This is a genomic window from Hyphococcus sp. (assembly GCF_041986965.1).
Classification (GTDB): Bacteria; Pseudomonadota; Alphaproteobacteria; order Caulobacterales; family Parvularculaceae; genus Hyphococcus.
On sequence record NZ_JBHIXB010000001.1, the window covers coordinates 1,405,080 to 1,425,225 of the forward strand.

The window sequence follows — 20,146 nt, forward strand, 5'->3', positions numbered from 1 at the left end:
GGTCCGGCAAACGCCAAAAGGATGGGATGAAAGCCAGGGGTTTTGATATCGCGATCATTGGCGGCGGGGTGATTGGCCTGACGCTCGCCCGCGCGCTCGCCGACCGCGGCGCGGCCATCGCCGTGATCGACGCCGGGTCGGCCGTGCCCCAGGCGACACATGCCGCCGCCGGCATGCTCGCGCCGTCTTTTGAATATGGCGAAGAGTTCGGCGGCCCGGCGGAGGCCGTTTATCGCCTTGGCGCCCTCAGTCTCGCCATGTGGAAAGACTACGCGGCGGTGCTGGAAGAAGAGACTGGCGTTTTTGTCGACTATCGCGGCGATGGCGCGTTAGGGCTTTCCTATCGCGACGCCCAGACACAGATCCTCGCCGAACAGGCGGCGCGGGTGACAAGCCTTGGCGGCGCCGCGGAAATGATTTCCGGCGATGAAGCCCGCGAGCTGGAGCCGGCGCTGTCGGCGGAGATTGTCGCTGCGCTTCATGCGCCGAAGGACACCCAGGTCGATCCGCGCCGGGTGATGGCGGCGCTCACCGCGTCTCTTGAACGGCGGCAGGTTGACATCATCAAGGCGCGGGTCCTGTCTCTTGGCGACGGCGACGCTTCGCGCCAGTTCATCAGCGTCGAAGGCGATGATTATGAAGCCGAGACAATCGTGCTCGCCGCCGGCGCCGTCAGCGGCTTGACGCCCATGGGACTGGTCTATCCTGTAAAAGGAGAGGCGACGGCGATTGCGAGTGAGGGCGCCGTTAGCCGCGTCGTGCGCGCGCCCGGGGCTTATATCTGTCCCAAAGCCGAAGGCCGTCTGGTCATCGGCGCGACCGAGGAGATCGGCCCCCTCGACCATCATTCCGTTTCTCCGGCGGCGATCGCAGGGCTTCGCGCCAATGCGGCCCGCGCCGTCCCGGCGCTTGAAGACGCTGAGGAGCTGGAGCGCTGGGCCGGCCTGCGGCCCGGCACGCCGGACGGCGCCCCGATCATGGGCCAGGACGAGAAAGGGCGATTTCTCGCCCTTGGTCATTTCCGCAACGGCATCCTCCACGCCCCAGCGGCGGCGCAGGCCATGGCGGCGCTGATCCTCGGCGAAACGCCGCCCTTCGATCTCGCGCCGTTTTCGAAAAGCCGTTTCAGTTCGGGACGCGATGGTTAGCGCTTTGTTGACGATTGGCCGCCAAATTGAGCGGGCTGAGCTGTAAACGCCGCCAGAGGGATGCCCATGACTGCCGAAATCGCCGCCGCTGCGACTACCGGCGCTGCGTCTGTGACAGGCGCGGTTAAACGCGCAAGCGCGTCCACCGGCGCCGGCTTTGATTTCCTGATGAAAATGGCCGCCCGCGAAAGCGGCTTCGACCCCAATGCGCAGGCGAAGACGTCGAGTGCTGCGGGGCTGTTTCAGTTTATTGAACAGACATGGTTTTCGACGGTCAAAAAATACGGCGCCGAACATGGGCTCGGCGCGGCGGCGAACGCGATCTCCCAGAACGCCAACGGACGTTATCAGGTGAGCGATCCGGCGGCGCGCGAAAAGATTTTGAATCTGCGTTTCAACGCTGAAGCGGCTTCCGCCATGGCGGGCGAGCTGGCGAATGAAAACAAAATGATGATTGAAGGCCGGCTTGGCCGCGCCGCGACCAGCGCTGACCTTTATACGGCGCATTTTCTCGGACCCGCCGGCGCGGTGAAGCTTCTTTCTGCGGGCGCAAGCATGAAAGCCGCCGATTTGTTACCGCAGGCGGCGGCGGCGAACCGCAATGTCTTTTATGACGGCGCGCGCGCAAAAAGCGTGGGCGAAGTGGTCGCCTCCATCGCAACTTCCATGGGCGGCGCAGCCAATGTGACCGGCGGCGTCCCGGCGGCGGCGCAAACACAATCCACGCGAGACTTTTCTCCGGTGCGCAGCTATATGCATCAGATCGTTGATGCGTTCACATCACCCATCAAGAAGGCGCCGGTCAGTGGCTATAGCGCGACGGCGCTCGCCGTTCTCGATGCGCTTGACCCGACATCCCTTCGCAAGGATCGTGACGACCAGGACCGGTCATAGCGTAGTCTAAATCTGAGAAGCTATTGTTCAGCAGCGCGGGGCGGTGACGCCTTCCGGCAGTTTCGTATCCGTTGCGGCGCAGGCTTTCGCAAGCTGTTCCGTCGTCAGATTAACGGCGCCGGAGAGATCGGCGCCCCGAAGGATCGCGCCGGAAAAATCAGCCGCTTTCACATCGGCGCCGGTGAAAGTCGCATTGCCGAGCGTTGCATTGATGAACCGGACCCCGGTCAAATCTGCGCCGTCAAACTGCGCGCCGGTTGCATTCGCGCCATTGAAGGAGGCGCCGGTCGCGTAAGCGGCGCGGAAATCTGTTTTGGAAAGATTGGCGCCGGCGAAGCTTGAGAAGGACAGATCGGCGTCAATAAATTTGGCGCCGGTGAAATCGCCCGCACGCGCTTTCGCTTCGCGCAGCTCGGCGCCGGAAAAGTCGCTATTGATGAACATGGCGGCATTGAGGTTCGACTTCGCCATGCGCGCGCCTTTGAAATTCACCGTATCGCCGGTGGCGCCTTCGAGGCTGGCGCCGTCCAGCAACGCTTCATTGAAAAGCGCTTGCGACAGATAAGAGCTTGCGAAATTCGACTTTGGAAGGTCCTGGTTTGAAAAGCTTTCGCCGCTGAAATCCTGCGCCACATGTTTCAGGTCTTCTTTAACCGCCTTGGCGCCGCCGACATTGATGCCGGGAAGTTTCACACCAGCGCCGTCGAGCACTTTCTCCAGCTCAGGCCCGATCTGCTCCACCTGTGTCAAAGGTTTGGCGATCTCCTTGCCGATTTCCGCGACAGGATTGGATTTATTATAGTTTTTTGATCCTGGCGTGATTGTCGTAATCACGGACATCAAGACGATCATCAAAACCATTATAAACGCGATCAACTTCATCGCGGGGCTCCCGGGTTCTTCCTCCCTCACAAGTTACGGCAGGCCGGGTCAATGTCCGATTAAGGATAAAATTCGAATTGTCACAGCGCAGGCTGTTAGGGAGTTGTTAAGAACATCCCGAGGACGCCCCGCAACTGTCGCATTTGAGGCAGGCGCCGTTGCGGACAAGGGTGAATTGTCCGCATTCCGCGCAGGCGTCGCCTTCATAGCCCTTTATGCGCGCTTCGGTGCGAGCGTTGCCGGGCGTCGCCAGAACGCCGCGCGGCGCCTTCTGGTTCACCGCGTCAGCAAGCTTGGCGATTTGCGCTTCGATTTCCGGCGGGCTTTCGGCGCGCACCGGCTCCTCAATGTCTTCAATCTCGACATCGATGTCTTCTTCCTCTTCATCGGGCCCGTGCGCTTCCTTGGCCGAATGGCGCAAGCGATCGAAGTCGCCGCCTCTGAGGATCACAAGATTGTCGGTGACGGTGGAGCGCGAGAACCCTTTGGAAATGAGTTTCGTGGCGTCGGCCTGCGTTTTTTCCTCGCTCACCCCGCGGCCGATGGCGTCGACGGCGGATTCTTCCGGGTGAACATGGGCGAGATCGCCGCGGCCAAGATAGGAAATCGCCAGCTCGCGGAAGATATAGTCGAGGATCGATGTGGCGTTCTTGATCTGGTCGTTGCCCTGCACAGGCCCCGCCGGTTCGAACCGCGTGAAGACATAAGCGTCGACAAATTCCTCGAGCGGCACGCCATATTGCAGGCCGAGCGAGACGGCGATAGCGAAGTTGTTCATGAGCGAGCGGAAAGCGGCGCCTTCCTTGTGCATGTCGATAAAGACTTCACCGAGCTCGCCGTCGTCGAATTCACCGGTATGGAGATAGACTTTATGGCCGCCGACAATGGCTTTCTGGATGTAGCCCTTGCGCCGGTCGGGGAGCCGCCGCCGCCCGGGCGTGCGCTCAATGATGCGCTCGACAATGCGCTCGGCGACGATTTTAGATTTCTCCGCCGCGGGCGCCGCGGCGATGTCATCTTGAAGATCGTCTTCTTCTTCCTGCGTGTCCGACGCAAGGAGGGCCGCAGCAAGCGGTTGCGACAGTTTTGAGCCGTCGCGGTAAAGGGCGATGGATTTCAGCCCCATGCGCCAGGCGAGCATATAGGATTTGGCGCAATCCCCGATGCTGGCGAAATTGGGCAGGTTCACGGTCTTTGAAATGGCGCCGGAGATAAAGGGTTGCGCCGCCGCCATCATTTTAAGATGCGCCTCGACGGAAAGCGCCCGCGTTCCGATCCGGCCGCATGGATTGGCGCAGTCAAAAACGGCGTAATGGTCTTCTTTCAGATGCGGCGCGCCTTCAACGGTCATCGCCCCGCAGCAGAAGAGATTGGCCTGATGGATCTCTTCATCGGAAAAACCGAGATATTGAAGGACCTCATAGCCGGTCAGCGTCAATTCGCTTTCATGCATGCCGAGCACATGAACGCAGAAATCCTCGCCCAGCGCCTGCGGCGTGAAAGCGTAGGTGAGATCGAAGGTTGTTTTGAGACGTTCTTCCAGCGCCTTGATGTGGCGGTCTTCGAAACCTTCGCGGCGAAGATCGTCAAGACAGACGCCGGGCGCATCCTCCAGCGTGCCGCGACCGGCGGCGTAGTGGCCGATATCCTCGATCTCCGTGTCCGTATAGCCAAGCGCCTTCAGCGCTGCGGGGACGGAGCGGTTGACGATTTTGAACATCCCGCCGCCAGCGAGCTTCTTGAATTTGACGAGCGCGAAATCGGGTTCGATGCCGGTCGTATCGCAATCCATGACCAGACCGATCGTGCCGGTCGGCGCCACCACGGTCACTTGCGCATTGCGGAAGCCGTTAATGGCGCCGAGTTCATAGGCCTCGTTCCAGACCCGCCGCGCCGCCTCCGTCACCGTCTCAAAGGGGCAGGCGTCAGCGTCGAATTGCGCAGGTTCGACCGCCAGCCCTTCAAAGGCGCCGCCAATCGCGGTGCCGGCGCAGGCGCGGCGGTGATTGCGCATGACCCGCAGCATGTCTTCGCGATTGTCAGAGAATTGGGCGAAGGGGCCGGCGACAGACGCCATTTCGGCTGAGGCGCGGTAGGCTGCGCCGGTCATGAGCGCGGAAATCCCGGCGGCGACCGCGCGGCCTTCCTCGCTGTCATAAGCCAGCCCCGACGACATCAACAGGCCGCCAAGGTTGGCGAAGCCGAGGCCAAGCGTGCGGTAATCGAAAGAGCGCCGGGCGATTTCCGCAGACGGATATTGCGCCATCATGACGGAGATTTCGAGGGTCAGCGTCCAGAGGCGGCAGGCATGTTCAAAAAGATCGGCGTCAAAGCCGGTTTCGGTCTTGAACTTCAAAAGGTTCAGCGAGGCGAGATTGCAGGCCGTATCGTCGAGAAACATATATTCCGAACACGGATTGGAGGCGCGGATATCGCCGCCCGCCGGGCAGGTGTGCCAGGCGTTGATCGTGTCATGGAATTGCAGGCCCGGATCGGCGCAGGTCCACGCCGCCGAACAGATATTGCTCCAGAGCGCGCGGGCGCGGATGGTTTTCATCGCCTCGCCATCGGTGCGCCGGGTAAGGGGCCACGGCCCATCGTCATTGACGGCTTTCAGGAAGGCGTCGGTGATGCGCACCGAATTGTTGGCGTTCTGGCCGGAGACCGTGCGGTAGCCTTCTGAATCCCAGTCGAGATCGAAGGTTTCAACCTCGATCCGGCGATAGCCTTGCCGTGCGAAGTCAATGACCCGCCGGATCGACGCGTCAGGGACATAGGCTTTTTTCGCTTCTTTGACCGCAGCTTTGAGGGTCTCGTTTGCTTTCGGATCAAAGCGGGTTTCCGCGTCCTCATCCTGCCAGCAGGCTTCGAGCACGCGAGGCAGGTGCCTGGCGAGCACGCGCGATCCCGTCACCAGCGCGGCGACTTTTTCTTCTTCACGCGTTTTCCATGAAACGAAGTCTTCGATGTCCGGATGATCAGCGTCGACAACAACCATCTTGGCGGCGCGCCTTGTGGTGCCGCCGGATTTAACCGCGCCCGCTGCAGCGTCGCCGACTTTCAAAAAGCTCAACAGACCGGAGCTTTTGCCGCCGCTCGAAAGCGGTTCGTCTTGCCCTCGAATGTTGGAAAAATTCGTGCCGGAGCCGGAGCCGTATTTGAACAGCAGCGCTTCGCGTTTCCACAAATCCATGACGCCGCCATCGCCTGTCAGGCTGTCATCGACGGACTGAATGAAACAGGCGTGCGGCTGCGGGCGTTCATAGGCGCTTTCGGATTCGGTAAGCGCGCCGGTGGCGTGGTCGACATAGAAGTGCCCTTGGCCGGCGGCGTCGATCCCGTAAGCCCAGTGAAGGCCGGTGTTGAACCATTGCGGAGAGTTCGGGGCGCCGACCTGCTGCGCGAGCATGGCGCGCATCTCGTCCAAGTAAGAAAGCGCCGCTTTCTCATCGTCGAAATAGCCGCCTTTCCATCCCCAATAGGCCCAGGCGCCGGCCATCCGGTCAAACACCTGCTTCGCCGATGTCTCCGGCCCGTAGCGTTCGTCGGCGGGAAGTTTTGCAAGGGCCGCAATGTCGGGCATGGAGCGTTGCAGGAAGTCCGGCACGCCTTTTTCTTTCACCCGCTTGGTGCGGGCGGGAACGCCAGCCTTCCTCAGATATTTCTGAGCGAGGATGTCGACGGCGGTCTGGCTCCAGCTTTTGGGAACCTCAAGGTCGCGCATCTCGAAAATGATCTCACCGGAAAAGGTGCGGATTTCCGAATCGGCGCGCCGGAAGACGGCGCCGCCATAAGGCGCGCCCGAGCTTTCCGAATATCGCCGATCAATACGCATTCGTTCCTGTCCTTCAGGGCTCCCGGTTTTCGCCAGGGCGGGCCCTGATTACAATATAGTCGTCTGAGCGCTCCGGCTCCACCGGGCCCGCCAAGCCCCTGTCAGCTCACGGCCTTTTTGAGGGGGTCGGCTAATTTTCCCCTAATTTCAAGGGAAAAGCGCCCGGTATGGGGCCTGTCGGCGGCTCCGGCGCGGTCTCTTGCGGGCCCCGGCGACGGGCGCCATATTCGCGCCGCGACAAGGGGCTATTATGGACCCCGGAGATTCAGGAATCCTTGCATGTTTTCGCAGCTTTTTACCTGGTGGAACTCAACCACCTTCGGCACCTCCTTCACCCTCTGGCGCAAGGGCGCGCGCCTCGTGGGAACGGATGAGCAGGGAAACCGCTATTTTGAAGAAAAAGAGCCGACCCTGCCGGGCGGCAACGGCAAGCGCCGCCGCCGGTGGGTGATCTATCACGGGATCGCCGAAGCCTCGCGCGTGCCCGCCGACTGGCATGGCTGGCTGCACCACACATTTGAGGAAGCGCCGACGGTCTCGCCCTTGACGCGCCGCGCTTTCGAGAAGGATCATCTGCCGAATATGACCGGCACGCCGCTCGCCTATCATCCGAAGGGGAGCCTGTCGCGCGCTGGCGGTCCGGCCGATGTGAATGACGATTATGAGGCCTGGACGCCGGAAAGCGCGTGAGGCCGGAAAAAGGGGAGGCTGACCTATGAGCCGCGCCGGATTTTTTGAGACCATTGTCGGAGCGCTGGTGATCGCCGTCGCCGCAGGGTTTCTCGCCTATGCCTATGGGGTCAGCGGCAAAGGCGTCGGGCGCGATCATTATCGTGTCGGCGCCGTCTTCGGCCGCGTCGATGGCGTGACGGTCGGATCGGAAGTCAGGATCGCCGGCGTCAAGGTCGGCTCGGTCGCCGGCAACAGCCTTGATCCCATGACCTATGAAGCGAATGTGGAGCTTGCGATTGATCGCGGCGTTGCAATCCCGCAGGACTCTGTCGCCAAGGTCGTCTCCGACGGCATTCTCGGCGGCGCGCATATTGCGATCGAGCCTGGCGCGGCAGAGGAAATGCTTCTGGAAGGCGACAAGCTCACCATCACCCAAGGCTCCGTCGATTTGCTAAGTCTGGCTGTTCAGGCTTTCACATCGGGCGGCGGCAAAAGCGACGATAAAGACGACAAGGCCGCTGATCCGCTGGGAGATATGTAATGCGTTGCGTTTCCATTCTTGCGGCGTTGTGTTTTGTGTCCGCCGCTGCGACGGCGCAGGACGAACAAGCGCCGGTTGATGACATTTTGAGTGAGCTGGATCTGCTTTCGCAGGCGGAGGATGATCCGTTTGCCGCGGTTGCTGATACTGAGGCCCGCGAACCGGTTTCAGTGACATTGCGGGCATTGAACAAGATAACCGCGCGTTACACCGATCTTGAAATCAAGATGAATGAGATTGCGCATTTCGGGTCGCTCGAAATTCAGCCGCGCACTTGCGACAAGCGCCCGCCGGAAGAATTTCCCGAAACATCGGCCTTTCTGGAAATCTTCGATAAGGAATTCGAAAACCGTCAGAGCGATTTGAAAATTCAGGAGCCCGAAGTCATCGAGGATGAGATCGCGGCGACAGAGCTTGACGTTTTGCCAGGTGAAGCCGTGGGTGAGGCGCCGATTGCGGATGACCGGCAAAGCGAGGCAGTGAACATGCCCGCGCCGGAAGTTCTTGACGGTCCGCAGGCGGAAGGCGTCAATATTTTTCGCGGCTGGATGTTTGCTTCAACGCCAGCGCTCAACGCGCTTGAACATCCAGTCTACGATGTCTGGGTGATCGACTGCAAAACCAAATCCGCCGACAATTGATCCGGCGCGGCGAAGAAATTCGCATGAGCCTTTAGCGCTTTTTCTAAAATGACCTGATAGTCTGCGTCATCCATGCCGACGAGGCCGAACTGCACCAGATGCTCATTGAAAAATTGTGCGTCAATGAAATGGAAGCCGCCGATTTTAAGCCGCGCCATCAAATGCAGCATGGCGATCTTTGACGCGCCACTCTCACGCGAAAACATACTCTCGCCGCAAAAAGCCGCGCCGAGGACAACGCCGTAAAGGCCGCCGACAAGACGCCCCTCGCGCCAACACTCCACAGAATGGGCGCGCCCCTGATAGTGCAGTTCTGAATAGGCTTCGATAATGGCGTCGTTGATCCAGGTGTCGGGCCGGGCGTTCGTTGCCTCGGCGCAGGCCAGGATGACCTCCGGGAAAGCGGAATTGATGCGGATTTCGAAGGGCTCTTTTTTTAGAAGTCTGGCCAGTTTTTTCGGGATGTGCGGCGCGTTCAGCGGAATGACCCCCCGCTCATCAGGCAGGACCCAGACCACGCTGGCGTCCTCTCGCGAACGCGCCATGGGGAAATAGCCGAGGGTGTAGGCCTTTAAGAGGTCCTCGGTAGAAATCGAATTCGCCGAATCGCGGGCCATGGGCCCAGTCTAGGCTGGCCTGGCGTCGTCCGTCACCTGCCTGCTAACTGGCACTGCTTATTGATTTTTTAAGCGCTGAGGATATATGACTGGCGGGTTAGTTAGTTGTAGTCCGAAATATGAGCCCGCTCGCCAGACAAAAGCCGAAATGGCGCCGCCGCGCTGAAAGCCGGCCGGATGAGATTCTGGATGCGGCGCTAGAGATCTTTGAACAGGACGGGTTTGATGCGGCGCGGGTCGAAGACATCGCCAAGGCGGCGAATCTGTCCAAGGCGGGCGTCTATCTCTATTTCGAGGCCAAGGACGCTATCCTGCGTGGGCTAATCGAGCGCGAGGTGGCGCCCGTGGCGCGCAATCTTCGCGTTGTCGCAGAGACGGGTGTTGAAAATCCGGTCAGCGCATTGCGCATGATTGCGGCGGCCCTGACGGAACTGGCGAGCGATAAAAGAAAATTCGCCGTGCCCCGCCTCGTCCTGTCGCTCGCGGGGCGGTATCCGGATATCGCCGCCTATTACCGAGAGAATGTGGTGGAGCAGGGCCTCTCCGCCATATCGGCATTGTTGAAGGCAGGCGTTGAGAAAGGCGTCTTCCGGCCTTGCGAGCCGGACATCGCCGCCCGCATGTTTCTTGGGCCGATCTTCCTCCATGGTTTTTACACTCATGTCCTGCTTGGAGACCCAGGCACGCTTAGCGCCGAGGCGCGCGTTAAGGCGCATACGGATATTTTATTCAATGGATTGACCCTGCGGCCATGAGAAACATCGTTTTCATATCCCTCGCAGCGTTTCTTGCTGGATGCTCGGAAGCTTCGCCTGACCGCCTGAGCGGGTATGTTGAAGCGGAAATGCTTTACCTGGCGCCGCAGGAGGCGGGCGTTGTTGATGCGCTTCTGGTCAGGGAGGGTGACCGGGTCCGGGCCGGCGACACGCTGTTCCGGATGCGCGCCAACAGGATCGCCTATCAGGCGGAACAGGCGGAAGCGGCGGCGTCCGCAGCGGAAAAACGCGCCAATGATAATGGCGCTCTCGCCAAGGGGGTGGCGGAGGCGGCGGCCAATCTTGATCGTTTATCTTCTGACTTCGTCCGGACTGAAAAGCTCTATCTTGACGGTTTTGTCGCCAAGGCGCGTTACGACGCCGACCGCGCCGCGTTGACGGCGGCGGAGGCGCGGCTCGAGCGGGCGCGTGCAGAAAGGGACGCGGCGGAAGAAGACTACCAATCGGTTCAGGCGCAGGCAGGCTTTGCCAAACAGCGCCTAGACGATCTTGCGGTCACGGCGCCGGAAGCGGGAAGCATCGAGCGTATTTATCGCCGCGCCGGTGAAATCGCCGCCGCCGGCGATCCTGTGGTTGCGCTGTTGCCGCCGGATAATCTCAAGCTGCGCTTTTATGCGCCGGAACGCATGCTAGCCTCGTTCGCGCCCGGCAAGGAGATTGGTTTTGATTGCGATGGCTGCGCCGAAGGCCTGAAGGCGCGCATCACCTATGTGGCGGCGGAGCCGCAATTCACACCCCCCGTGATCTACAGTCTCGATGAACGCGAGAAGCTGGTCTTTCTCATTGAAGCGCGCCCCCTCAATCCGGAAGGGTTGAGAACCGGCCTGCCGGTCGACGTTGAGGCGCCATGAAGGGCGAGGCTGTCATTGATGTGCGCGGCCTCACCAAGCGTTTTGGCGACAAGACCGTCGTCGATCATTTTGATCTCAAAGTGCCGCGCGGATCGATCTATGGATTTCTCGGACCGAACGGGTCCGGCAAAACGACGACCATTCGGATGGTTTGTGGTCTTTTGAAGCCTGACGAAGGCGAAGGGACCTGTCTCGGCTACGATGTTCTTCATGACAGCGTGCAGATCAAGACCCATGTGGGCTACATGACGCAACGCTTCTCGCTCTATGAAGATTTAAGCATTCGCGAGAACCTGGAATTTTTCACGCGGCTTTATGGTCTCGACAATATGCGCCGCCGTGTTGATGAGGCGATTGCATCATTGGGGCTGGAAGGGCGGGCGACCCAGCTTGCCGGCAGTCTTTCCGGTGGCTGGAAGCAACGTCTCGCCCTTGCAGCCTGTATGATTCATGAACCGCAATTATTGCTGCTTGATGAGCCGACCGCTGGTGTCGATCCGAAAGCGCGCCGTGATTTTTGGGATACGATCAGGGCTTATGCGCGCGAAGGCGTGACGACGCTGGTTTCCACGCACTACATGGATGAAGCGGTGCAATGCGATCGCATCGCCTATATCGCCTATGGCAAGAAACTGCTCGACGCGCCGACGGCGGAAATTCCGGGCCGTCTCGGGTTGCATGCGTTCAAGATCGACAATGGCGATCTTGAAAAATTGTCGGCGACGCTGAAAGGCGCGCCCGGCGTCGACATTCTCGCGCGTTTTGGCGCTTCCATTCATGTTTGCGGTCGCGACAGAGACAAGCTCGCCGCCGCAGTCGACAGTGTGAGGGGGGAGCCAGGCGTTCGGATTTCGGAAATTGAGGCTGGCCTTGAAGAAGCGTTCATCTATCTGATGACCGAGAGCGACGACAATTTCAGCGTGGAAACGGCCGCATGATCTCCTTCTCGCGCATCGCGGCTGTCTTCATCAAAGAGCTGGTGCAGATGCGCCGGGACCGGCCGACATTTGCGATCATGATCATGGTGCCGGTGATGCAGCTCGCGCTTTTCGGCTTCGCCATCAACACCGATCCACGTCATCTGCCGACGGCGGTAGAGCTGCGTGACGATGGCCCGCTAAGCCGGGCCTTGCTCGCCAGTCTCCGGCAATCGACTTATGTGGAGATTACGGAGATTGTTCACAGTGACGCAGAGGGCGAGGACCTTCTGCGTTCCGGCAAGGTCAACTTTCTCATCGTCATTCCGGAAAATTTTGAAAAAGAGTTCGTGCGCGGCGAGCGCCCGCAACTTTTGGTCGCCGCTGATGCGTCAGATCCGGTGGCGGCGTCGGGCGTCGTCGGCGCCATAAACGAGATCGCGCGTCGCGCTTTTGCGCCGGAGCTTGACCGGTTGCCTAGGAACTTGCGTAGCGGCGCGCCGCCTTATGAGGTCGTCATCCACCGGCAATATAACCCGGAGGGCGTGACCGCTTTTAATATCGTTCCCGGGCTGCTCGGTGTGATTTTGACCATGACAATGACCATGATCACATCAATTGCGCTTACCCGCGAGCGCGAACGCGGCACCTATGAAGCGCTCTTGTCGACGCCGGTGCGCCCGCTTGAGATCATGGTCGGCAAAACAACGCCCTATATTATCGTTGGCGCCATCCAGACAGCGATCATCCTTCTCGCTGCGCGGTATGTTTTTCACATTCCGTTTATGGGAGATGCGCTGGCTTTTCTGCTGGTCGTTTCCCTCTTCATTCTGACCAATTTAATGCTTGGCTATCTCATTTCGACGGTGGCGAAGACGCAGATGCAGGCGATGCAGATGACATTCTTTGTCTTCCTGCCGTCGATCCTGTTGTCGGGGTTCATGTTTCCGTTTCGCGCGATGCCGGGCTGGGCGCGCGCGCTGGGCGAAGCCATTCCGAACACACATTTCCTGCGGATGGTCCGTGAGATCATGCTGAAAGGCGCGGGGATGGGGGACATCGCCGGCGACCTCGGGCCGCTGCTGCTGATCCTCCTGGTGCTCGCAGGCGTCGCTCTTTTGCGCTTCCAGCGAACGCTGGATTAGTCCTGGTTCTCCAGCCACTCTTCGAGCCAGTGGATGTGATAGTCGCCTTTCTGGAAGGCGGGATCGTCAACAAGGTCCATGAAAAGCGGCACCGTCGTTTCAACGCCGACAAATACCATCTCGGAAAGCGCGCGTTTGAGACGCGCAATGCAATGGGCGCGGTCGTCGCCATAGACGATCAGCTTGCCGATCATAGAGTCGTAATAGGGCGGAATTTTATAGCCCGTATAAACGGCTGAATCGAAGCGCACGCCGGGACCGCCGGCAGGGTGAAATTGCTTGATTTCGCCCGGCGAGGGACGGAACGTTCTCGGATTTTCCGCATTGACCCGGCATTCGATGGCGTGGCCTTTGAAGACCACATCTTCCTGCTTCATGCTGAGTTTATTCCCGGCGGCGACGAGGATTTGTTCGCGCACGAGGTCGGTGCGGGTCACCTGTTCGGTGATCGGGTGCTCCACCTGCAGGCGGGTGTTCATTTCGATGAAATAGAACTCACCGTTCTCATAAAGGAACTCGATTGTGCCAGCGCCGAGATAACCGATCTTCTCAATCGCCTTCCTGACGGTCTCGCCAATCCTTGCGCGTTCTTTGTCATCCAGCGCCGGGGAGAGCGCTTCTTCCAGAACTTTCTGATTGCGCCGTTGCAGCGAACAGTCTCGTTCTCCGAGCTGGACCACATTGCCGTGGCTGTCGGCGATGATCTGCAGTTCGATATGGCGCGGAAGCTCAAGATATTTTTCAAGATAGACGGCGTCATCGCCAAACGCCGCTTTGGCTTCCGCTTTTGCCGTGGAGAGCGCTTCGGCAAGGTCAGCCGGCGTCCGCGCCAGCTTCATGCCCCGCCCGCCGCCGCCGGCCGCCGCCTTGACCAGCACCGGGAAACCGATCTTTTCGGCGGCTTCCTTTGCGTCTTCATAGGAAAGGATGGCGCCGTCAGAACCCGGCACCAGCGGAATGCCCGCTTTGCCAACAGCTTCCTTGGCGGCGATTTTATCGCCCATGACGCGAATATGTTCAGCATCCGGACCGATAAAGGTGATGTTATGCGCGGCGACGATCTCGGCGAAACGCGCGTTCTCTGACAGAAAGCCGTAACCGGGATGGATGGCGTCTGCGTCAGTGATTTCAGCCGCAGAGATAATCGCCGGAATGTTGAGATAGCTGTCTTTTGGCGCGGGCGGGCCAATGCAGACGCTTTCATCGGCGAGGCGCACATGCATGGCGTCCGCGTCAGCGGTCGAGTGCACGGCGACGGTGGAAATGCCGAGCTCCTTGCACGCCCTGTGAATGCGGAGGGCGATTTCACCACGATTGGCGATCAGGACCTTGTTGAACATGTCTTACCCGCCAATCCCGTTTATTCGATGATGAGCAGCGGTTCGTCGAACTCTACCGGCTGTGCGTCAGAAACAATGATCTTTGTCACCTTGCCGGAACGCGGCGCCGCAATGGGGTTCATGGTTTTCATGGCCTCGACGATCATGAGCGTCTGGCCTTCGGTGACTTGTGTTCCTTCGCGTACAAACGGGTCAGCGCCAGGGGAGGGCGAAAGATAAGCGGTCCCGACCATGGGCGATTTGACCGTGCCCGGATGGCTTGCCGCAGGCGCCGCCGGCGCAGGAGCGGCGGCTGTGGTCGCCGCCGGCGCCGCAACAGGCGCAGGCGCCGCATAGGCAGCCATGCCGCCCTGACGCGATACGCGCAGTCGCGTATTGTCTTTTTCGATTTCGATTTCCGTGAGGCCGGTTTCTTCGAGGATCCCGGCGAGCTCGCGAATCCACGCCGCTTCCAATCCGTGATCTTTGTGGTCTTTCTTGTCGGACATGCAGTTCCCGCTTCTTTAATGCAACGCGCCGCCCAAACCCCTGTTACGGGGCGGCCGTCAGGAGGCCGTGCGGCTTTCGATAAGGCTTTTAAGGGCTTCGAGCGCCAAACGATAGCCCGGCGCGCCGAACCCCATAATGGCGCCGTCCACCGCCGCCGCCGTGACGGATTGCCGCCGAAACGCCTCCCGGGCGTGAATATTCGACAGGTGCAACTCGATTTTGGGCAGCTTTGCCGCGGACAGCGCGTCGAGCAAGGCGATAGACGTGTGGGTGTAGGCGCCGGGATTGATGATGAGACCGGCCCCTTTGGCGGCGGCCTCCTGCACCCAGTCGACCAGGGTGCCTTCGGTGTTGGACTGGCGGAATTCGACGGAAAAGCCCAGTTCCCTGGCTTTCGCCTTCACGGCCGCCTCAATGTCGGCGAGGGTGGTTTTGCCGTAGATTTCGGGCTCTCGGGTCCCCAGAAGGTTGAGATTCGGGCCGTTGAGGACATAGATCGTCTTCGAAGCCATGTTTTCGCCCTCTGGTTCCTTGCGGGGCCCGCCGCGCCTGAATACATCTTGCGCCCGAAAGCGGCGCGAACGCCCTAGTAAAACGGGCCTTTGTCTGGCGCAATAGACTGAAGAGATTGAATTTTCATGGATATTACCGTGAATGGCGAGAAAAAGCGGGTCGAGGGGCCGATCACCGTGGCGGGGCTCCTCGCGGCGCTGGAGCTCCAGCCCCGCAAGATCGCTGTCGAGCGCAATCTCGAAATCGTCCCGAAGTCGCTTTTTGACGAAACGGGGCTTTGCGACGGGGACAAGATCGAAATCGTCCAGTTTGTGGGCGGCGGCTAGGGGCGGCGATTAGGGTTTGAAGATGACGGATATTCTGGAAGTTGCCGGCAGGAAGCTGAAGTCGCGCCTGATTATCGGCACCGGCAAATACGAGACATATGAACAGAACGCGCAGGCTGCCGAGGCTGCGGGCGCCGAGATGGTTACGGTCGCCGTGCGCCGGGTGAACCTCACGGATCGCGACAAACCTATGTTGGTCGATTATCTCGACCCGGAAAAATACGTCTATCTGCCGAACACCGCCGGGTGTTTCACCGCCGAGGATGCGATCCGCACATTACGGCTCGCGCGCGAGGCGGGCGGATGGGAGCTCGTAAAGCTTGAAGTCCTCTCCGATCAGAAGACGCTTTATCCGGATATGGAGGAAACGCTGCGCGCCGCGAAGCTCCTCATCAAGGAAGGCTTCGACGTCATGGTCTATTGTTCTGACGACCCGGTCTATGCGCGCAAGCTCGAAGACGCCGGCTGTTGCGCCATCATGCCCTTGGGATCGTTGATCGGCTCGGGGCTCGGGATCATGAATCCGGTGAACATCCGCCTCATCGTCGAACAATCCTCCGTGCCCGTCATTGTCGACGCCGGCGTCGGCACAGCATCGGATGCGGCCATGGCCATGGAGCTCGGCTGCGACGGTGTCTTGATGAACACGGCCATCGCGGAAGCGAAAGACCCGATCCTTATGGCGAGCGCCATGAAACACGCCGTCATTGCGGGACGGGAGGCCTATCTCGCCGGGCGGATGCCGAAAAAGCGCTATGCCGATCCGTCGAGCCCGCTTGCTGGCTTAATATGATGGCGGGATAGATTTAACGACAAGAACAGCGAGGGGGGATATGGGACAATTCGCAACGATCACGGCGCCGCGGGCCTTTGCGCGCTTTGCCGGATTAAACTATCTCCTGATCTTTGTTTTTGCGATTTTCGCGCAGGTGTTTGTGCTGTCGAAATTGATGGTTGATGGCGACGCGGATGCGACCGCCGCTAATATCGCGTCAAATGAGAGTCTTTTTCGCCTCGCTATCGCAGCGTTTTTCGTCGTTCTCATCTGCGATGTTTTCATATCATGGGCGTTGTATCTGATCTTTCAAAAGGTCGATCCGAACCTGTCGCTGCTGGCGGCGTTGTTTCGCCTGACCTATACCGTCGCCCAGATCGGCGTTTTGTTGAATCTTGTGAGCGTCCTTGATTTCGTGGCGTCTTCAGACCCGGCAAATGCTTTAGCGGCGCTGAACGAAAGCGCATGGCCGTATTATTATCTAAGCGCCCATAATACGGGCTTCACCCTGACGCTGATCTTTTTCGGGCTGCATCTATTGTTGCTTGGGTATCTGGTGATCCGGTCTTCATTTCTGCCGACCCTGATCGGGGGTTTGGTGATGATCGCGGGCGCCGGCTACATTATCGATGGCTTCAACAACATCCTTGATCTGGGATATTTCGGCATTTCTGGCGCCGGCCTTTACGTTGTCATTTTGCCGGCGCTCTTGGGCGAGGGGACGCTAATGCTGTGGCTCCTGATTCGGGGGCTGAACCGGGAAAAATGGCTTGCCGCCTGAGCTTGGGCGGTCGTCAAAATGGCTGAAATTTTGCCGCAGCCGCTTGATCTTGGCCCTCTGGCCACCATCTTGAGATAGAACAAGGCGTTGCCGCTGACGGGACGCTATTATCCTTTTTGACGCTCACCTGAGGTCGATATGCAATTTGAAAATTATACGGACCGCGCCCGCGGTCTCATTCAGGCCGCCCAGACCATCGCGCTACGTGACGGCCATCAGCAATTCACCCCTGAACATGTCCTTAAAGCTCTCTTGGATGATCAGGAAGGACTCGCCGCCAACCTCATCCGCGCCGCCGGTGGCCAGCCGGAAAAAGCGCTCCAGCTGACCGATGAGGCGCTGGGCAAGCTGCCCAAGGTTGAGGGCGGGAATGGTCAGATCTACATGGCGCCGCCGACCGCCAAGGTGTTCGCGACGGCTGAAGAGATTGGCAAGAAAGCCGGCGATAAATTCGTCACCGCCGAACGTTTGTTGACCGCCCTTGCAGTGGAGGCGAGCGCAGGCACAGCGAAGATATTGAAAGACTCCGGCGTCACCGCCACGAAACTCAACGAAGCGATTAATGATATTCGCAAGGGACGCACCGCCGATACTGCGTCTGCGGAGCAGGCCTATGACGCGCTGAAGCGCTACGCCCGTGACCTCACCGAAGCGGCGCGGGAAGGCAAGCTCGATCCCGTCATCGGCCGCGATGAGGAGATTCGCCGCACGATGCAGGTTTTGTCGCGCCGGACGAAAAACAATCCGGTCCTGATTGGCGAGCCTGGCGTCGGTAAAACCGCCATCGCGGAGGGCCTGGCGCTCCGCATCGTCAATGGCGACGTGCCGGAAAGCCTCAAGGACAAATCTCTGCTTGCCCTCGACATGGGCGCGCTTATCGCCGGCGCGAAATATCGCGGCGAGTTTGAGGAGCGCCTCAAAGCCGTGCTGAACGAAGTCACGGCCGCCGCCGGCAAGATCATTCTTTTCATCGACGAAATGCACACGCTCGTCGGCGCCGGCAAAAGCGACGGCGCCATGGACGCCTCGAACCTGTTGAAACCGGCATTGGCGCGCGGTGAGCTCCACTGTGTCGGCGCGACGACTCTCGATGAATACCGTAAATATGTGGAGAAAGACGCCGCGCTTGCCCGCCGCTTCCAGGCCGTGTTTGTCGATGAGCCGACGGTTGAGGATACGATCTCGATCCTGCGCGGTCTCAAGGAAAAGTACGAGATGCACCATGGCGTGCGGATCTCAGACAGCGCTATTGTTGCGGCGGCGACCCTGTCCAACCGCTATATCACCGACCGATTCCTCCCCGACAAGGCCATCGACCTTGTGGATGAGGCGGCTTCGCGCCTTCGTATGGAAGTGGACTCCAAACCGGAAGAGCTTGATGAGCTTGATCGGCGCATCATCCAGATGAAGATCGAGCGCGAAGCGCTGAAAAAAGAAAGCGATAACGCATCGAAAGACCGTCTCGAAAAGCTCGACAAGGAATTGTCCGAGCTTGAGCAGAAATCAGCAGATCTCACCGCGCGCTGGAAAGCGGAAAAGGAAAACCTCGCCTCCGCCACCAAGGTCAAGGAAGCGCTCGACCATGCGCGCCAGCAACTGGCGGACGCGGAACGAAGAGGCGATCTGGGCCGCGCGTCAGAACTGAAATATGGCGAAATTCCCGCCCTCGAAAAACAGCTCGCCACGAGCGAGGAAAAGGAAGCCGACCAGTCCAAAGCGTTGGTGCATGAGGTCGTCGATGACGAAAACATCGCCGCCGTCGTGTCGCGCTGGACCGGCGTTCCCGTCGACAAGATGCTTGAGGGCGAGCGTGAAAAGCTTCTCGCCATGGATAAAGCGCTTGGTAAGCGTGTCATCGGCCAGCATGAAGCGGTGGAAGCCGTTTCATCGGCGGTGCGCCGGGCGAGAGCCGGGCTGAAAGACCCGAACCGGCCGATGGGATCGTTCCTGTTTCTCGGGCCCACCGGTGTCGGCAAGACCGAGCTGACGAAAGCGCTCGCCGAATTCCTGTTCGACGATGAAACCGCAATTGCGCGCATCGACATGTCGGAATTCATGGAGAAGCACTCAGTCGCCCGCCTCATCGGCGCCCCGCCGGGCTATGTCGGCTATGAAGAAGGCGGCGTTCTGACCGAACGCGTGCGCCGGCGGCCTTATCAGGTCGTGCTGTTCGATGAGATCGAAAAAGCGCATCCCGACGTTTTCAATGTGCTTTTACAGGTGCTTGATGACGGCCGCCTCACTGACGGTCAGGGCCACACCGTCGACTTCAAGAACACGCTGATTATCATGACCTCGAATCTGGGCGCTGAATATCTCGCCAACCAGCCGGAAGGTCAGGATAGCGACGCCGTGCGCCCGCAAGTGATGGAAGCGGTGCGCGCCAAATTCCGCCCTGAATTCCTCAACCGTCTCGACGAGATCATTCTGTTCCACCGTCTTTCGCGCGGGAATATGGACGCCATCGTCGATATTCAAATGGCGCGCCTGCAAAAGCTGCTTGCCGATCGCAAGATCACGCTGGAGCTGGACGATAAGGCGCGGCACTGGCTTGGCGACAGTGGCTATGATCCGATCTATGGCGCGCGTCCGTTGAAACGGGTCATCCAGAAAAAGCTTCAGGACCCGCTCGCGGAGTTGATCCTTTCCGGAGAGGTCGGTGACGGCGAAACGCTGGAGATCTCGGCGGATGACGCCGGTCTCACCATCAATGGCAAGCCGGTGGGCGGGCGTGATGCCTTCTCACTCAGCGGCGGGCATCCCGATGAGCCGGCCGCCGGAGCGTTGCTGAACTGAGGCGAGAGATGACGGATAAAAAATGGAAGCCTGACGATGAAGAGAGTTTGAAAGAACTCATTCGCGCGACCATAAAAAGCGCGGGATCGATCGATCCCGCGCAATTGCCGTCACAAATCCGCAAGCAGATTGAAGGGCGCGTTTCCGGCGATGTCGATATCGACGCCTATGTGAAAAAAGTCCTGGCCGAAGAAAAGAAGAAATAGG

Annotated in this window: 20 protein-coding genes; 14 read left to right on the forward strand and 6 right to left on the reverse strand. The window is 59.6% G+C overall.

The genetic code is table 11. The features are described 5' to 3' along the window. The first annotated feature begins 26 nt into the window (after positions 1–26). Both thiO and ACFC5L_RS07035 read left to right on the forward strand, forming a co-directional pair. Positions 27–1,148, forward strand: coding sequence for a glycine oxidase ThiO (gene thiO, locus ACFC5L_RS07030; RefSeq protein WP_375200984.1), 1,122 nt, complete (start codon positions 27–29; stop codon positions 1,146–1,148). A 66-nt stretch (positions 1,149–1,214) separates the two neighbouring features. Continuing rightward, positions 1,215–2,042 (forward strand): lytic transglycosylase domain-containing protein, encoded by an 828-nt coding sequence (locus tag ACFC5L_RS07035; RefSeq protein ID WP_375200983.1) that lies wholly within the window; start codon positions 1,215–1,217, stop codon positions 2,040–2,042. A gap of 27 nt (positions 2,043–2,069) precedes the next feature. On the opposite strand, the gene ACFC5L_RS07040 is transcribed toward ACFC5L_RS07035, so the two are convergent. Further along, positions 2,070–2,924 carry a pentapeptide repeat-containing protein gene (locus ACFC5L_RS07040; protein ID WP_375200982.1) on the reverse strand — a complete coding sequence of 285 codons (855 nt, stop codon included), beginning with the start codon at positions 2,922–2,924 and terminating at the stop codon, positions 2,070–2,072. 106 nt (positions 2,925–3,030) lie between these two features. Then, positions 3,031–6,759 carry a vitamin B12-dependent ribonucleotide reductase gene (locus tag ACFC5L_RS07045; protein WP_375200981.1) on the reverse strand — a complete coding sequence of 1,243 codons (3,729 nt, stop codon included), beginning with the start codon at positions 6,757–6,759 and terminating at the stop codon, positions 3,031–3,033. 279 nt (positions 6,760–7,038) lie between these two features. Between ACFC5L_RS07045 and ACFC5L_RS07050 the strand changes: the two genes are divergently transcribed. The 3 genes from ACFC5L_RS07050 to ACFC5L_RS07060 are packed head-to-tail and all read left to right on the forward strand — an operon-like array spanning position 7,039 to position 8,613. Further along, the gene (locus tag ACFC5L_RS07050) at positions 7,039–7,449 is read left to right on the forward strand and encodes an NADH:ubiquinone oxidoreductase subunit NDUFA12 (RefSeq protein ID WP_375200980.1); all 411 of its coding nucleotides are present in this window, start codon (positions 7,039–7,041) and stop codon (positions 7,447–7,449) included. Between the two features lie 25 nt (positions 7,450–7,474). Further along, a complete protein-coding gene (gene mlaD / locus ACFC5L_RS07055; RefSeq protein WP_375200979.1) occupies positions 7,475–7,972 on the forward strand; it encodes an outer membrane lipid asymmetry maintenance protein MlaD in 498 nt (165 codons plus the stop codon). Beyond that, a complete protein-coding gene (locus tag ACFC5L_RS07060) occupies positions 7,972–8,613 on the forward strand; it encodes a DUF2155 domain-containing protein (protein ID WP_375200978.1) in 642 nt (213 codons plus the stop codon). The genes mlaD and ACFC5L_RS07060 overlap by 1 nt, the downstream gene beginning before the upstream one ends. On the opposite strand, the gene aat is transcribed toward ACFC5L_RS07060, so the two are convergent. Then, positions 8,565–9,230, reverse strand: a complete 666-nt coding sequence (gene aat, locus ACFC5L_RS07065) for a leucyl/phenylalanyl-tRNA--protein transferase (RefSeq protein ID WP_375200977.1) — start codon at positions 9,228–9,230, stop codon at positions 8,565–8,567. The genes ACFC5L_RS07060 and aat overlap by 49 nt on opposite strands. A 119-nt stretch (positions 9,231–9,349) precedes the next feature. Between aat and ACFC5L_RS07070 the strand changes: the two genes are divergently transcribed. The 4 genes from ACFC5L_RS07070 to ACFC5L_RS07085 are packed head-to-tail and all read left to right on the forward strand — an operon-like array spanning position 9,350 to position 12,919. Next, on the forward strand, positions 9,350–9,985 hold the full coding sequence (locus tag ACFC5L_RS07070) for a TetR family transcriptional regulator (protein ID WP_375200976.1): 636 nt from the start codon (positions 9,350–9,352) through the stop codon (positions 9,983–9,985). Next, positions 9,982–10,857 carry an HlyD family secretion protein gene (locus ACFC5L_RS07075; protein ID WP_375200975.1) on the forward strand — a complete coding sequence of 292 codons (876 nt, stop codon included), beginning with the start codon at positions 9,982–9,984 and terminating at the stop codon, positions 10,855–10,857. Before ACFC5L_RS07070 ends, ACFC5L_RS07075 begins: the two co-directional genes overlap by 4 nt. Next, positions 10,854–11,795 (forward strand): ATP-binding cassette domain-containing protein, encoded by a 942-nt coding sequence (locus ACFC5L_RS07080; RefSeq protein ID WP_375200974.1) that lies wholly within the window; start codon positions 10,854–10,856, stop codon positions 11,793–11,795. The genes ACFC5L_RS07075 and ACFC5L_RS07080 overlap by 4 nt, the downstream gene beginning before the upstream one ends. After that, complete coding sequence (locus ACFC5L_RS07085; protein WP_375200973.1) at positions 11,792–12,919, forward strand: ABC transporter permease; 1,128 nt, start codon at positions 11,792–11,794, stop codon at positions 12,917–12,919. The genes ACFC5L_RS07080 and ACFC5L_RS07085 overlap by 4 nt, the downstream gene beginning before the upstream one ends. On the opposite strand, the gene accC is transcribed toward ACFC5L_RS07085, so the two are convergent. The 3 genes from accC to aroQ are packed head-to-tail and all read right to left on the reverse strand — an operon-like array spanning position 12,916 to position 15,260. After that, a complete protein-coding gene (gene accC / locus ACFC5L_RS07090; protein WP_375200972.1) occupies positions 12,916–14,259 on the reverse strand; it encodes an acetyl-CoA carboxylase biotin carboxylase subunit in 1,344 nt (447 codons plus the stop codon). The genes ACFC5L_RS07085 and accC overlap by 4 nt on opposite strands. Before the next feature lie 20 nt (positions 14,260–14,279). Next, complete coding sequence (accB, locus tag ACFC5L_RS07095; protein ID WP_375200971.1) at positions 14,280–14,747, reverse strand: acetyl-CoA carboxylase biotin carboxyl carrier protein; 468 nt, start codon at positions 14,745–14,747, stop codon at positions 14,280–14,282. Between the two features lie 57 nt (positions 14,748–14,804). Continuing rightward, a complete protein-coding gene (gene aroQ, locus ACFC5L_RS07100; RefSeq protein WP_375200970.1) occupies positions 14,805–15,260 on the reverse strand; it encodes a type II 3-dehydroquinate dehydratase in 456 nt (151 codons plus the stop codon). A gap of 126 nt (positions 15,261–15,386) precedes the next feature. Between aroQ and thiS the strand changes: the two genes are divergently transcribed. From thiS to ACFC5L_RS07125, 5 genes are all read left to right on the forward strand, one after another. Beyond that, positions 15,387–15,587, forward strand: coding sequence for a sulfur carrier protein ThiS (gene thiS, locus ACFC5L_RS07105; RefSeq protein WP_375200969.1), 201 nt, complete (start codon positions 15,387–15,389; stop codon positions 15,585–15,587). Between the two features lie 22 nt (positions 15,588–15,609). Next, the gene (locus ACFC5L_RS07110; protein ID WP_375200968.1) at positions 15,610–16,380 is read left to right on the forward strand and encodes a thiazole synthase; all 771 of its coding nucleotides are present in this window, start codon (positions 15,610–15,612) and stop codon (positions 16,378–16,380) included. A gap of 40 nt (positions 16,381–16,420) precedes the next feature. Further along, a complete protein-coding gene (locus tag ACFC5L_RS07115; RefSeq protein ID WP_375200967.1) occupies positions 16,421–17,143 on the forward strand; it encodes a DUF4386 domain-containing protein in 723 nt (240 codons plus the stop codon). 138 nt (positions 17,144–17,281) lie between these two features. Continuing rightward, positions 17,282–19,939 (forward strand): ATP-dependent chaperone ClpB, encoded by a 2,658-nt coding sequence (gene clpB, locus ACFC5L_RS07120; RefSeq protein WP_375200966.1) that lies wholly within the window; start codon positions 17,282–17,284, stop codon positions 19,937–19,939. Between the two features lie 8 nt (positions 19,940–19,947). Beyond that, the gene (locus tag ACFC5L_RS07125; protein WP_375200965.1) at positions 19,948–20,145 is read left to right on the forward strand and encodes a hypothetical protein; all 198 of its coding nucleotides are present in this window, start codon (positions 19,948–19,950) and stop codon (positions 20,143–20,145) included. Position 20,146: the final 1 nt, after the last annotated feature.